This is a genomic window from Lacinutrix venerupis (assembly GCF_001971745.1).
Taxonomy (GTDB): domain Bacteria; phylum Bacteroidota; class Bacteroidia; order Flavobacteriales; family Flavobacteriaceae; genus Lacinutrix; species Lacinutrix venerupis.
In genome coordinates this window covers 2,122,498-2,137,500 of the sequence record NZ_CP019352.1, presented here as the reverse complement: position 1 = coordinate 2,137,500, position 15,003 = coordinate 2,122,498, and the positions used below count along the sequence as shown (strand labels likewise).

Here is a 15,003-nt window from a genome sequence, read left to right as displayed (position 1 = left end):
TTTACTAAGTACTATATATTATTTATTTTCAAGTTGATACACATATTAAGTGTACTTTTTTCAATATGTTATTTTATACGGTTAAGTAGTTGATAAAATCACTACATACACCGAAAGATTTAAGGTGATTATTGCGATAGGGCTCACCTCTTACCATTCCGAACAGAGAAGTTAAGCCTATTTGCGCCGATGGTACTACATTTGTGGGAGAGTAGGTCGTCGCCTTTTTTAGAAAGTCCTAAACATTTATTTGTTTAGGACTTTTTTTTGTTTAAAATTTTTTGAATTATGTAAGTTTTAAGTATGTTTAAGACTAATAGAAGACATTATTTTTATTACTAAATTTATTCTAATTAATTTCATAAATATGCATAATATTATAGAATCTAGTTTATTTACTCTTAAAAAATCTAAAGTACTTTTAAATAAACTTTCTAATGAAGAGTTAAGTAATTCGTCAGTTTCTCCATACTATTCTAGTATAGGTTCGCATATTAGACATATTTATGATTTTTATGACTGTTCTTGTAACTTAAATCATGAAGGAATAATAGATTTAACTTCAAGAAAGAGAGATTTATCTGTTGAAGTTTGTTGTGATTCGGCTATGGGTTACCTTAATCAAATTTTAGAAAGATTATCTGTTTTAAAAGATAAAATAAATGAAAGAATTATTGTTATAGATGATCTTGGTTCTGGTAAAATAAAAATAAACTATACTTATGAAGCTTTATTAGCTCAAGCAAATAGTCATACAATACATCATTATGCTATAATAGGTTATATTTTAGATAGGTTAAATATTGAAATTGAAGATAATAATTTTGGATATAATCCTACTACACCAAATTCAAGAATAAACTTCAAGTAGTTTTTTTGCTTTTAAACATACTGTCAAGAATAGTATTTAAACCTTTAAAAGCAAAAAGAATAGCAGTACAACAGGCTATAATTCCAATTATTAATATAGGAATATATAATTTTTTTTCTTGATTACTAAATGCAATATATATTAACGTAGGACCTAAAAACATTAAAAATAATGATATTCCCATTTTTTTTAAACCATTTATTAAAATTTCTTTATCGGTTTTTTTAGTTTTCATTTTTTTTATTCTTAAATGCAATTATTGCTGTTCTTACATTTTTATTCTGTTCTAAAAGTGATTTAGCTAAACTTCTATCAATATTTAGTTCTGACATTATCATTTTTATACCTCTATCAACTAATTTATTGTTACTAAGCTGCATGTCTACCATTTTATTGCCTTTAACTTTTCCAAGTTTAATCATTGTTGAAGTTGTTAGCATATTTAGTACTAATTTTTGTGCTGTTCCAGCTTTCATTCTTGAACTCCCTGTAACAAATTCTGGACCGACAACTACTTCAATTGGATATTTAGCTGTATTTGATAATGGACTATTTTTATTACAAGAAATTGAGCCTGTTATTATATTATTTAAATTACATTTTTTTAAAGCTTCAATAACATATGGTGTGGTACCAGAAGCGGCTATACCAATTACAATATCTTTTTTTGATATGTCATGGTTTTGTAAATCGTACCATCCTTGATTTACTGAATCTTCTGCAAATTCTACTGCTTTTCTTATAGCAATATCTCCTCCAGCTATTAAACCAATAACCATTTCATGAGGTACACCAAATGTTGGAGGACATTCTGAAGCATCAACTATACCTAATCTTCCGCTTGTACCAGCTCCGATATAAAAAAGTCTTCCGTTATTTTTTAATTTTAATACAATTTGATCTACTAATTTTTGAATTTCCGGTAATGCTTTTTCTACTGCTAATGGTACAGTTTTATCTTCGTTATTTATATTTTGTAAAAGTTCTAACGTGCTCATTTTTTCTAAATGATTATAATTAGATTCTTTTTCTGTAGTTTTTATAAATGCCATATTTTCAAAAATACAATAATTGTATTTATTTTAAGTTTTTTATTGCGTTAGTGGTAGAATCGGCATCCTTTTTTTTGTTGCATATATGCAACAAAAAGATATAGCGGATGACACGACGAAAACATGCTTTGTTGCATGTTTTGGTAACGCCAAAATTATTTTATTCAATTGTATAGACAACTTCTGTTGCTTGCGACACTCTAAAATATCCAAATGGAAAATTTTCTGGATTTGTTTGATTTATACAATTACCACGGACTATTGCTGGCTGAACTTCAAAAGGACCTCCTCCTTCTGACGTTTGTTGCAATAGTAAAGACATAAATTCGAAAAACTGCTTTGAAACGCCATAGTTTTTTATGGTTAAATTATTACCAGAAACAGTGTCTTCATTTGTGTAATATGCAAAAATTTGATTTCCATTTGTAAACTCGTCATCGTAAACTTCTAAATAAGGAAGAGTTTCATACTCTTCTTTAAATTCAAAAAAATAGTAATTTTCTTGATCGATTGGATCTGTATAGTATGCTTTTATTTCTATTTCATCTCCTTCGAAACCTCCATCGTTATTTTGTTCTATATAATCTATTGGAGTTACAGATTTCATAATTTCTGTACCGGTATAGCTTTCATTATTATAAATAATATTTAAAGTATATTCTTGATTTAATTGAGGATTAAAATCAAAACATTGATAAATACCGTTAGAGTTTGTATCTAAAAAAGTATAAACATTATTGCTTTGATCCGTTACTATTACATTAGCTCCAATTGCTGGCGGAGTTTGACTATTAAAAAAAGGTGCAGAAAGCGATAGTATTATAGTTTGATTTGTTCCTGAAGTACCTTCGAACCAATTTAAAGATGCATCTATTACTAAACGTGGTTGTGTATTTGGTACTTCTACATCTATTACATCTTCGCATGCTGTGACTATGTTTAATATAATTAATAGAAGAAATATTTTTTTCATTTTTTTAGAATTTAAAATTGTAAGAAACTGATGGTACAATACCAAATATTGCCAATCTAGTCGCCTCATTATTACCTGTGTCTTCGTTTTGAGCAAAGGAAATTGAAGTGGCATTACGTCTATTGTATGCATTATAAATACCAAAAACCCATGAACCTTGCCAACCTTTTGTTTTTTCTGGTTTAGGTTTATAAGTTGCGGATAAATCTAAACGATGATAAGTTGGTAATCGTGTTGAGTTTCTAGCACTATAATTTGGTACTACAATGTTATTATATACGTATTGACTGTTTGGATATGTTGTAGGTTGTCCTGTTTGAAATAAAAAATTAGCATTAAAATCCCATTTTTTATTTAAATTATAACTTGTTGTTATTGATAAGTCGTGTGTTTTATCGTAGCCAGTATTATACCATTCTCCATTGTTAATTCCTGTTTCAAGAGGTGTTCTACCTTCAGTTTTTTGTTCAGATTTAGATATTGTATATGCTAGCCAACCTTTAAAGCGACCTTCGTTTTTTCTAAAAAGTATTTCTAATCCATAAGCTCTAGCTTTTCCGTTTAAAATTACTTGTTCTATAGCATCGTTTGCGATAAGATCTGCACCATCAATATAGTCGATTCTATTTTTTACGTCTTTGTAAAAACTTTCTATTTCTAAAGAGAAATCGCCATCTTTTAAATTTTTAAAATATCCAATGGCATATTGATCTAATATTTGTGGTTTAATAAATTTTCCACTAGGAGCCCAAATATCTAAAGGTGTTGGAGAGCTTGTATTAGAAAGTAAATGCAAATATTGAGACATACGATTGTAGCTCGTTTTTACAGATGTATTTCTATTAAATTGATAGGCAGCAGAAAAACGTGGTTCTAAATTTAAAAAGGATTTTATAGATTTATTTTTACTTACAGTTTCTGTACCAATGGCATCTGCGCTTTGATATATTTGAAAATCATTATTAAATATTACAGCTTGATTGTTTTCATAAATATTTATTTCACTTTGTCCTAAACGATTAAAAGTACTTAATCTTAATCCGTATGCTAGTGTAAGATTTTTTAAAACTTTGTGTTCGGCATCAAGATATAATGCGTTTTCGAAAGCGTATTTATCTATAAGTTTTTCGGCATTTATTCCTGAAGTAGGAGTAGAAGGTTCAATTTCACCAGGATTAAATTTATAATAGATACTGTTTAAACCATATTGTAGTTTAAAATTATTACTTATATAGTGCTTAAAATCGTATTTAAAATTAAAATTTTGAATTCCAGAATTCCATTTAAATTCTACAAAATCTAAATTTAACCCATAATAATAATCTGAATAAATAAGTGACATATTAGAAAATAACTTGTCGTTAAATAGATGATTCCATCTAAAATTTACAATAGTATTTCCATAAATGTTTTCGAAACTATCTGCTAAGCTAAAGACATCTCTTCCAAAATAACCAGATAAGTAAATGTTATTATTATCGTTTAATTTATAGCTTAATTTTGTGTTTAAATCGTAAAAATAGGCAACATTGTCTAAATCAAACAATGGTAAAAATAAGTGTGCATAGCTACTTCTGCCTCCTAATAAAAATGAACCTTTATCCTTTTCTAGCGGACCTTCTAATAACAAACGGCTTGATACAACACCAATTCCGCCATTAGCATGAAACTCTTTACTATTTCCTTCTTTTTGATAAATGTCTAAAACAGATGCTACACGTCCTCCATATCTTGCAGGAATGCCACCTTTATATAATTTTAAATCTTTTATAGCATCTGGATTAAAAACAGAAAATAGACCAAATAAATGTGAAGAGTTATAGACAGTTGCTTCATCTAAAAGAATTAAGTTTTGATCTGCCGCACCACCACGAACATTAAAACCAGACGAGCCTTCTCCTGCATTTGTAACTCCAGGAAGTAATGTTATAGCCTTTAAAACGTCTGCTTCACCTAGTACTACAGGAATTTGTTTTATAGTTGCAGAAGTTAATGCATTAACACTCATTTGTGGTTTTCTAATGCTTAATTTTTCAATATTTTCGGTAATAATAACTTCTTCTAAACTTTCTGTTGCTTCATTTAATAAAAAGTTTCTTTTTAAATTATCGTTTAGTAAAATTGTCTCCAATTTATCGGTATAACCAATATAACTAAGTTGTAATTTATAGCTTCCTTTTGGTAAGGTTATAGAATAAAACCCATATTCGTTTGTTGTTGTACCAGTATTTAATTCGGGAAAAAGAACTGTAACTCCAATTAATGTTTCGTTTGTATTTTGATCTTGTATTATACCGCTAATGGTAAATTTTTCTTGAGCGAAAAGAAATGTTATACTAAAAAAAAATAATGTGAAAATGATTAGTTTAGATTGATTCATTTATAACAATTTAGAGTATGTAAAGTTAATTAAAACATAATTTTGTAATTAAGAGTTTAACATATTATTTGTGTGTTATTTTATTATAAAAATTGTGATATCAAACTTTTAACTGATTCTTTTTTTAGAAAATTAAATATGCTTGTTTAGTCTTTAATGTAAAAAGCTCCTTAAAAAGGAGCTTTTATAAGAATATTAATATTTTAATATCTATTAGTTTAAAATGTTATTTAACGTTTTACTTGGTCTCATAACTGTATTTATTAAATCTTCTTTTGGTTCGTAATAGCCACCAATAGTTACAGGACTTCCTTGTATATCGTTTAATTCTTTAACAATTGTTTCTTCATTATCAGCTAATTGTTTAGCAAGTGGAGTAAACTCTTTAGCTAAATCTGTATCTGTAGTTTGGTTAGCAAGTTCTTGTGCCCAATACATTGCTAAATAAAAATGCGAACCTCTGTTATCTAACTCACCAGCTTTACGAGAAGGACCTTTTTTATTTTCTAATAGTTTTTCAGTTGCATTATCTAAAGCATCTCCTAAAATTTTTGCTTTAGGATTATTATTTACTTGGCTAAAATGTTCTAAAGAAACGGCAAGAGCTAAAAATTCTCCTAAAGAATCCCAACGTAAGTGATTTTCTTCTAAAAGTTGTTGTACGTGTTTTGGTGCAGATCCACCAGCTCCAGTCTCAAACAATCCACCACCATTCATTAATGGTACAATAGATAGCATTTTAGCACTGGTTCCAACTTCAAGAATTGGGAATAAATCTGTTAAATAATCACGTAATACGTTTCCAGAAACAGAAATAGTATCTTTTCCTTCTTTTAATCTTTTACAAGTAAATATTGTTGCATCAACAGGAGATAAGATACGTAAATCTAATCCATTAGTATCATGATCTTTTAAGTAAGTATTTACTTTTTTAATTAATTGTGCATCGTGTGCTCTGTTTTTATCTAACCAAAAAACAGCAGGTGTTTGTGAGGCTCTCGCTCTAGTTACAGCAAGCTTAACCCAATCCTGTATTGGAGCATCTTTTACTTGACACATTCTCCAGATATCTCCTTCTTCAACATTATGAGAAATTAAAGTTTTTTCATTTGCATCAATCACTTCCACTTTACCATTTGAAGTAATTTCAAAAGTTTTATCATGAGAACCATATTCTTCAGCTTTTTGAGCCATTAATCCTACATTAGGAACAGTTCCCATTGTAGTAGGATCGAAAGCACCATGCTCTTTACAAAAATCTATAGTTGCTGTATAAATACCAGCATAGCTACTGTCTGGAATAACTGCTTTTGTATCTTGAGCTTTTCCTTCTGCATTCCACATTTGTCCAGAGTTGCGAATCATTGCAGGCATTGAAGCATCAATAATAACGTCACTTGGTACATGTAGGTTTGTAATACCTTTATCGCTATTTACCATAGCTAAGTCTGCACTATGCTCTAAGGCATAACGTATATCTTCTCTTATTTCTTCGTGCTTATCGTCTGGTAATTGGTTTAAGTTACTTAATAAGTTTCCAAATCCATTGTTAACATCTACACCAATTTTATCGAAAGTTTCTCCATGTTTTTTAAATAAATCTTTAAAGAATACACGTACAGCGTGACCAAAAATAATAGGATCACTAACTTTCATCATTGTAGCTTTCATGTGTAATGAAAATAACACACCTTTATCTAAAGCATCTTCAACTTGTTCATCTAAGAATTCAATTAAAGCTTTTTTGCTCATTACAGTTGCGTCAATAATTTCGCCTTGTAGTAATGCTAAATTATCCTTTAAAATGGTTTTATTTCCATTCTCATCTGTATGTACAATTTTTACAGAAGTTGCATCTGTTAAAGTTGTAGATTTTTCGTTATGTGCAAAATCTCCTTCAGTCATTGTAGCAACATGAGATTTAGAGTCTTTAGACCATGCTCCCATAGAATGTGGGTTCTTTTTTGCGTAGTTTTTTACAGCTTTTGGAGCACGTCTATCACTATTTCCTTCACGTAATACTGGATTTACAGCACTACCTTTAACTTTATCATAACGAGATTTTATTTCTTTTTCTTCAGTGTTAGAAGGTTCATCTGGATAGTTAGGAATTTTAAAACCTTGTTCTTGAAGTTCTTGAATTGCAGCTTTTAATTGAGGAATAGAAGCACTAATATTAGGTAATTTAATAATATTAGCTTCTGGTTTTTTAGCTAATTCTCCTAAAAAAGCTAAGTCATCATTCACCTTTTGGTCATCATTTAAAAAATCTGGAAATATAGCTAAAATTCTAGCAGCTAAAGAGATGTCTTTAGTCTCAATATTAATTCCTGAAGACTTTACAAAGGCTTCAACAATTGGTAAAAAAGAACGTGTTGCTAAAGCTGGAGCTTCATCTGTTTTTGTATAAATGATTTTTGGAGTTGTTGACATATGATATAGGATATTTTAATTTCTAAAAGTCCCGAAAAAGTTCGGTTTGCGAATATACAAAAATTCAAAATTATATTAAAGCTTGAAGCCTACGAGTTTAAAGGATTTGAATAGAGTATAGTTAAAAATGTTTGGTATTGTTAAATTGATAATTTTTGTGTTTAAAAATTATCTAATTATAATATTATAGTCTTTTAAAAGGCCGAAAATTTCGTTTTTCGAAAATTGAGCACCTTTAATGTTGTTTTTTGAGGGTGAAATAGAGTAGTTGTATGATGTTAAAAAATTTACTTTTTCTAAATTAGTATTATCAAAGATAGCTTGGTTTAAATCGCAATTATTAAAAGTAGATTGTTTTAAATCTGTATTTGTAAAATCTGTTTTTTCTAATTTGCAATTATCAAAAAACGTATTGTTTAATTTTAAGTTATAGAATGAAGCTAAATTAAGCTGACATTTTTTTAATGTTATTGCTAATAAAAAGGGATCACATTCGTTAAAAGGTGTTCCTACTAATTTACAATCGGTAAATAAAACATCTTTAAACGATGTTTCACCAAGTTTAACAGAGCTTAAATTACAGTTATTAAATTCGCATTCTAAAAATGATATTCCAGATAGGTATATATTACTAAAATTACAATTATTAAAAATACAGTTATCGTATTCTGCTTTTTGTAGGTTATTGTTTGTTGTATAATCTTTAGAATTAAAAGATTCTTCTGTTATTAAAGGTAAATTCATTTTATAAAATTACATGTTTCAATATATTTATAAAAAAAATTAGAATAAGAATTTTAATACTAAAGGAATTGCATCTTAAAAAATAGAAGGAGTTTATAAAGAATAAAAGCCATAATAAAATAGATTTAACTATTATTATCATGGCTTTTTTGAGATAACATCAACTGATCTATTTAGCTTTCACTAACTCAATCCAAAACCAAAGTTTTACATCTTTTCGATTCAAAATCTGTTAAATCAATGATACATTTGGGTAACTTTCAAAATGTATTGACTTGTTACGCCTATGTACCGAGTAATTGTTTTTCTTGAAACTTTAAATTAATTTGTTTTAACAATATATTTCTTTTAAAGTCTTGTTTCATCCTTTCGTATTCACTTTCGATCTCTACTACTTTTTCCGAAACTTTCAATTTCTATAATTTCAACCTGTATAAACATACTGAAATTTTCAAAATGTCATGATTTTTATTATTCATATATAATATGAAATTTTTAAACCTCAAAAAACAATTAATACTTAAAATAAATTTAAGTACTTATTTTAAAACTCATTAGTTAAAAAAACAAAGTTTTAAAATCAATTAAATATAAATCCTAAACTAATTCTATTTAGAAACCAACATAAAGTTGTTATTAATTGTTTTACTAAAGTACATAATTAGTTTAAAATAAACTAGATTTTTAACATTCTATTTATCAACTAGTTATAAACCAATGTTATTAACAATTGTTTATAACCAAAAAAGTCCATCTTATATAAGATGGACTTTTTAATATCATTTAAGAGTCTAGTATTATCTTCTAGCTTCTTTAATTCTAGCTTTCTTACCAGTAAGACCTCTAAAGTAAAAGATTCTTGCTCTACGCACTTTACCTTTTTTGTTTACTTCAATTTTTTGTAATGCAGGTAAGTTAATTGGGAAAATACGTTCTACACCAATTGTTCCAGACATTTTTCTAATTGTAAAGGTTTCTGATGTTCCAGTTCCTCTTCTTTGTAAAACAACACCTCTAAAAAACTGTGTTCTACTTTTTTCTCCTTCACGAATTTCATAATAAACAGTGATTGTATCACCTGCTGAAAATTCTGCGAAGTCTTTTTTTGGTACAAATTCGTCTTGTACAAATTTAATTAAAGATTCCATCTTTATTTATTTTTAAATTATTAAATCAGAACAACATTCACGTATATCGCCAGAGGTTAACCCGAAATTGGCTGCAAATATAGTTATTAATGCTCAATTACCAAATAAGAAAAACATTTTTTAAAAAATTAATTTAAAGACTAAGTTTTAGGCTGTATTAGTTTGATTTATAGTGTTTAAAAAGACTTATCTGTTTTCTATTTCTTTTAGTTTTTTTGCTGAAAAACTAATTAATTCATTAAAAAAGAGAGTAAATTCATTTTCAAATTCTTTGTAGAATTCTTGTAACTCGTTAACAGCTAAATTCATTTGAGAACGGTTTTGTGTTCTCCTATTCATACCTTCTAAAACTTTTTTTATACCCTCAATAGATGCATAACTTAATAACCAATTATCTGCAATCATATATGGCATCATTTTTTGTATCCTCGTTGGTAATATTTCAAAATTATCTTGTAGACTATTATAAAAATTATCTATATAATTATCTAAAGGAATATTAGAATAATTGCTCCAATTTTTAGCTAGAAAATGGTCATATAAAATATCTACAATTACACCAGAATAATGGCCGTAATTTTTGTGAAGCCTTTTAGTACTTAACCTTACTATTTTATGAGCATCTGTAAAAGTATCTATTTGACGATGCAATAAAATACCAGTTTGTATGTCTTTAGGATATTTTAAATACTTTTTACCACGAATACCATCTGCAATAAAATTACCAATAGTAATAGCTTCATTATTTCCAGAAAGATAAATGTGTGCGAGAAAATTCATAATTCGAATTTACGAATTCAGAATTGATAAATACGCTTTTGAAATAGTATATTTGTACTTCAATTTTAAAATATAATTAATGACACTTATAAAATCTATTTCAGGAATTCGAGGAACTATTGGCGGAAACGTTGGAGAAAATCTTACTCCTATTGATGCTGTAAAATTTGCTTCGGCCTATGGTACTTGGTTAAAATCGCAACGTAATAAAGAAAACTATCGTGTTGTAGTTGGTAGAGATGCTAGAATTTCTGGAGAAATGATACAGAATTTAGTAATGAATACTTTAGTTGGTTTAGGTATTCATGTTATAGATTTAGATTTGTCTACAACACCAACTGTTGAAATGGCAGTTCCATTAGAACATGCAGATGGAGGTATTATTTTAACAGCAAGCCATAACCCAAAACAGTGGAATGCTTTAAAATTACTAAATGAAAAAGGAGAATTTTTGGATGCTGTAGAAGGTGCAAAAATTTTAGAAATAGCAGAAGGTGATGCCATGCAATTTGCAGACGTAGATAGCTTAGGTAAAATAACTAAAAATGATGCATATATAGATATACACATAGATGAAGTTTTAGATTTAGAATATGTAAACAAAGATATTATTGAAAAAGCTAATTTTAAAGTGGTTGTAGATGGCGTAAACTCTACAGGCGGAATTGCTATACCATTATTATTAGAACGTTTAGGTGTAGAAGCGGTAAAACTGTATTGCGAACCTACAGGACATTTTCCACATAACCCAGAGCCACTTAAAGAACATTTAACAGACTTATCTGCCGAAGTTAAAAAACATCATGCAGATTTTGGTATTGTGGTAGATCCAGATGTAGATAGATTAGCATTTATGGATGAAAACGGAGAAATGTTTGGAGAAGAGTACACTTTAGTTGCTTGTGCAGATCATGTTTTAAGTAAAAATCCTGGAAATACAGTAAGTAACATGAGTTCTACTCGCGCATTAAGAGATGTTACAGAAAAACACGGTGGCACATACGAAGCTAGTGCTGTAGGAGAAGTTAACGTAGTATCTTTTATGAAAAAAAATAATGCTGTAATTGGTGGAGAAGGTAATGGAGGTATTATATATCCTGCTTCTCACTATGGTCGTGATGCTCTAGTTGGTGTAGCTCTATTTTTAACACTTTTAGCCGAAAAGAAAATGAGTGTTAGTGAGTTGCGTAAAACATATACAAGTTATTATATGAGTAAAAAGAAGATTGCATTAACTCCACAAATAGATGTAGATGCAATTTTAATACAAATGGCAGAAAAATATAAAGATGAAAACTTAAACACTGTTGATGGTGTAAAAATAGATTTTGCAGATAATTGGGTACATTTAAGAAAAAGTAATACCGAGCCAATTATTAGAATTTACACCGAAGCTTTATCACAAGAAATAGCAGATGAATTAGCTGATAAAATTATTACAGAAATTAAGCAAATAGCTAATATTTAGTATTTTAGCAACACAAAGATAATTTTCATGATTACTACAAAAGCACCAAGAGAACAAAAATCTGAATTAGAAGTTTACTTTTCTCAATTTAGAAAACATATTATTGGTATAGATCAAGAGTTTGAATCTCCATATGGTATACAAAAAATGGTATATACAGATTGGACAGCTTCAGGTAGATTATATCGACCAATTGAAGAAAAAATAACAAATCAATTTGGACCTTTTGTAGCAAACACGCATACCGAAACTACAGTTTCTGGCACAGCAATGACGAATGCTTACCATAAAGCAAGACATATTATTAAAGGCCACGTAAACTCTAATGCAGATGATGTTTTAATTGTGTCTGGAAATGGTATGACTAGTGTTGTAAATAAATTTCAGCGTATTTTAGGTTTAAAAATACCAGAAAATTTAAAAGATTATACTAAAATTCCAGACCAAATGCGTCCTGTAGTTTTTGTAACTCATATGGAGCATCATTCTAACCATACTTCATGGCTAGAAACTATGGCAAAGGTAGAAGTTATACCTGCAGGAGACGATGGATTATTTAGTATTGAAAATTTAAAAACTCTTTTAGAGCAATATAAAGATTGTACACTTAAAATAGCTTCTGTTATTGGTGGAAGTAATGTTACAGGTATAGAAACTCCTTATCATGAAATAGCAAAAGTTATGCACGAGCATGGTGGAGTATGTTTTGTAGATTTTGCATGTTCTGCTCCTTATGTGAATATAGATATGCATCCAGAAAATGAAGACGAAGCACTTGATGCTATTTTCTTTTCGCCACATAAATTTTTAGGTGGTCCAGGAACTTCTGGAGTATTAGTTTTTAATAAAAAATTATATAAAAATATGGTGCCAGATTGTCCTGGTGGTGGTACCGTATCATGGACAAATCCTTGGGGAGAACACAAGTATATAGATAATATAGAAGACAGAGAAGATGGTGGTACACCAGGTTTTTTACAAACTATAAAAACTGCTTTAGCAATTAAGTTAAAAGATCAAATGGGTGTAAAAAACATGCTGGATAGAGAGCACGAATTGTTAGAAAAAGTTTTTTTAGAATTAGAGCACGTAGACAATATTAAAATTTTAGCAGGTGACCAAAAAAAACGACTTGGTGTTGTTTCTTTTTATATTGAAGATTTACATTTTAATTTAGGAGTTAAAATACTTAACGATAGATTTGGTATACAAACTCGTGGAGGTTGTAGTTGTGCCGGAACTTATGGACACTTTTTATTACATGTAGACCAAGAGCAATCTAATAGTTTGGTAAACGAAATAACTTTAGGAGATTTAATACGTAAACCAGGTTGGATACGTATGTCTATTCATCCAACTACAACTTGTAATGAAATAGATTATGTGTGCAATAGTTTAAAAGCTTTAGCAAAAAACCATAAAGAATGGGCTAAAGATTATGAATACAATAAAGTCAATAACGAATTTATACATAAAACTTTTGTGCCTAACCAAGACATGAGAGTAGATGGTTGGTTTGATTTATAATCAATTAAAAAGCAAAGCACATTTTATAAAAATTCTTTTGGCACTTTATCTCGGTGTTTCCAACGTTTATGTGTCCATAAATAAAATTCAGGAGCTTCTAAAATTTGTTGTTCAACAATTTTTAAAAATGCATCTGTAATTTCATAGTTTTTATAATCGTTTGGATTTTCAGCTAAAATTTTAAAACCAGTTTGGTAATAACCACGTTTTAACCTTTTGGTTCCAAAGAAAACAACAGACATGTCTAATTTTTTTGCAATCATTTCTGCTCCTGTATGCACAGGAACTTTAATACCCATAAAATTTTGCCAATGATGTGCTTTATCTATTTTTGGCGATTGGTCCGATGCAAAACCACTCATAGATAATTCTCCTTTTGCTTTAGATGCCGAAAGGGTAGATACTGTTTCCTTTGTAGTTATTAAATAGGAGTTGTATCGCGCACGAATTCTTTTAACTAAAGCATCAAAATATTTATTACTTAAACGTTTATATATACCAAAACCAGTATAATTAACATGCTTTTGTAATATAAAAATCCACTCCCAGCTTGCATAATGCGCACACATTAAAATAAGACTTCTATTCTTTTTTTCAAAATTTTGTAAAATATCTAAATCTGTAAAAGTAAAACGTTTACGCATTTCTTTTTCAGAGATTGTCATCGATTTTATAGATTCAAAAATCATATCACACAAATGGTGATAAAACTTTCTGGTAATTTCTTCTATTTCATCTTTACTTTTTTCAGGAAAAACTAAACGTAAATTTTGTTTAACTACCTTTTTTCTATACTTGAAAATACGATAAACTATAATGAAAACAAAGTCTGAAAAAGCATACAATAATTTAAATGGAAGAATAGAAATTAACCATAAAAACGGATAAATTAAAATGTAAGCTAATAATTGCATGAATTAGTTTTAGATTTGTAAATGCAAATATATGCTATATTTAAAAAATACGTTTATTGTTTATGGATATAAATATTATTACAATTATCATTATTGGAGCCAATGCTTTAGCTTCTTTTAAGGGTTTTAACGACTATGCATTTTTCGAAAAATATAAGTTTAGTATTGGAGCAATTACAAGAGGCGAAAAGATTAGAATGATAACTTCTGGATTTCTTCATGTTAATCCACAACATTTATTTTTTAATATGTTTTCTTTATATTTTTTTGCTCCTGTTGTGGTTGCAGAATTAGGTAATGCTAAATTTATTATTATATACTTAGGAAGTTTGTTGATAGGTAATATTTTATCGTATTATTTTCATAAAAACGAGTATCACTACACTGCTGTTGGAGCAAGTGGAGCGGTAATGGGTATTATTTATTCTGCAATATTATTACAACCAGGAATGAGTTTATATTTGTTTTTTATTCCTATACCTATTCCATCTTATATTTTTGGAGTAGGTTATTTACTATATTCAATTTATGGAATGAAAGCAAAAGCAGATAATATTGGTCACGATGCGCATTTTGGTGGCGCTATTGGAGGCTATGTTTTTACACTTTTATTTGCAACATATTTATTTAAAACAAACGTTACAATGATTCTTGTTTTAGCAATACCTATTGTATTATTATTTGTATTAAAGCGTTTAGGAAAAATATAATTT

At 28.6% G+C, this 15,003-nt stretch carries 13 protein-coding genes and 1 rRNA gene; 5 read left to right on the top strand and 9 right to left on the bottom strand.

The annotated features are described in order from the left end of the window. Positions 1–120: 120 nt before the first annotated feature. Positions 121–228, top strand: a 5S ribosomal RNA gene (gene rrf, locus BWR22_RS09660). Positions 229–367: 139 nt separating this feature from the next. Beyond that, positions 368–871, top strand: coding sequence for a hypothetical protein (locus tag BWR22_RS09655; protein WP_076733475.1), 504 nt, complete (start codon positions 368–370; stop codon positions 869–871). Here BWR22_RS09655 and BWR22_RS09650 read toward each other — a convergent pair. The 8 genes from BWR22_RS09650 to BWR22_RS09615 all read right to left on the bottom strand — a co-directional run bounded on the left by BWR22_RS09650 (position 864) and on the right by BWR22_RS09615 (position 10,381). Then, positions 864–1,106 carry a DUF6095 family protein gene (locus BWR22_RS09650; protein WP_076733474.1) on the bottom strand — a complete coding sequence of 81 codons (243 nt, stop codon included), beginning with the start codon at positions 1,104–1,106 and terminating at the stop codon, positions 864–866. The two genes, BWR22_RS09655 and BWR22_RS09650, sit on opposite strands and share 8 nt — an antisense overlap. Beyond that, positions 1,096–1,923, bottom strand: a complete 828-nt coding sequence (gene murQ, locus BWR22_RS09645) for an N-acetylmuramic acid 6-phosphate etherase (protein WP_076733473.1) — start codon at positions 1,921–1,923, stop codon at positions 1,096–1,098. Before murQ ends, BWR22_RS09650 begins: the two co-directional genes overlap by 11 nt. 160 nt (positions 1,924–2,083) lie before the next feature. Further along, on the bottom strand, positions 2,084–2,896 hold the full coding sequence (locus tag BWR22_RS09640; protein ID WP_076734407.1) for a DUF4249 domain-containing protein: 813 nt from the start codon (positions 2,894–2,896) through the stop codon (positions 2,084–2,086). A gap of 4 nt (positions 2,897–2,900) precedes the next feature. Next, the gene (locus BWR22_RS09635) at positions 2,901–5,276 is read right to left on the bottom strand and encodes a TonB-dependent receptor (protein ID WP_076733472.1); all 2,376 of its coding nucleotides are present in this window, start codon (positions 5,274–5,276) and stop codon (positions 2,901–2,903) included. 213 nt (positions 5,277–5,489) lie between these two features. Then, complete coding sequence (locus tag BWR22_RS09630; RefSeq protein WP_076733471.1) at positions 5,490–7,709, bottom strand: NADP-dependent isocitrate dehydrogenase; 2,220 nt, start codon at positions 7,707–7,709, stop codon at positions 5,490–5,492. A 168-nt stretch (positions 7,710–7,877) separates the two neighbouring features. After that, entirely contained in the window at positions 7,878–8,453 is a 576-nt protein-coding gene (locus BWR22_RS09625; protein WP_121053249.1) for a pentapeptide repeat-containing protein, read from the bottom strand. 797 nt (positions 8,454–9,250) lie between these two features. After that, complete coding sequence (rplS, locus tag BWR22_RS09620) at positions 9,251–9,601, bottom strand: 50S ribosomal protein L19 (RefSeq protein WP_076733470.1); 351 nt, start codon at positions 9,599–9,601, stop codon at positions 9,251–9,253. Between the two features lie 186 nt (positions 9,602–9,787). Continuing rightward, the gene (locus tag BWR22_RS09615) at positions 9,788–10,381 is read right to left on the bottom strand and encodes an acyl carrier protein phosphodiesterase (RefSeq protein WP_076733469.1); all 594 of its coding nucleotides are present in this window, start codon (positions 10,379–10,381) and stop codon (positions 9,788–9,790) included. Positions 10,382–10,460: 79 nt separating this feature from the next. Here BWR22_RS09615 and glmM point away from each other — a divergent pair, with 79 nt between their 5' ends. Both glmM and BWR22_RS09605 read left to right on the top strand, forming a co-directional pair. After that, positions 10,461–11,849, top strand: a complete 1,389-nt coding sequence (gene glmM, locus BWR22_RS09610) for a phosphoglucosamine mutase (RefSeq protein ID WP_076733468.1) — start codon at positions 10,461–10,463, stop codon at positions 11,847–11,849. 27 nt (positions 11,850–11,876) lie between these two features. Next, a complete protein-coding gene (locus BWR22_RS09605) occupies positions 11,877–13,376 on the top strand; it encodes an aminotransferase class V-fold PLP-dependent enzyme (RefSeq protein ID WP_076733467.1) in 1,500 nt (499 codons plus the stop codon). 23 nt (positions 13,377–13,399) lie between these two features. Here BWR22_RS09605 and BWR22_RS09600 read toward each other — a convergent pair whose 3' ends face one another. After that, on the bottom strand, positions 13,400–14,290 hold the full coding sequence (locus BWR22_RS09600) for a lysophospholipid acyltransferase family protein (RefSeq protein ID WP_076733466.1): 891 nt from the start codon (positions 14,288–14,290) through the stop codon (positions 13,400–13,402). 62 nt (positions 14,291–14,352) lie between these two features. Between BWR22_RS09600 and BWR22_RS09595 the strand changes: the two genes are divergently transcribed. Further along, the gene (locus tag BWR22_RS09595; protein ID WP_076733465.1) at positions 14,353–15,000 is read left to right on the top strand and encodes a rhomboid family intramembrane serine protease; all 648 of its coding nucleotides are present in this window, start codon (positions 14,353–14,355) and stop codon (positions 14,998–15,000) included. Positions 15,001–15,003 lie beyond the last annotated feature (3 nt).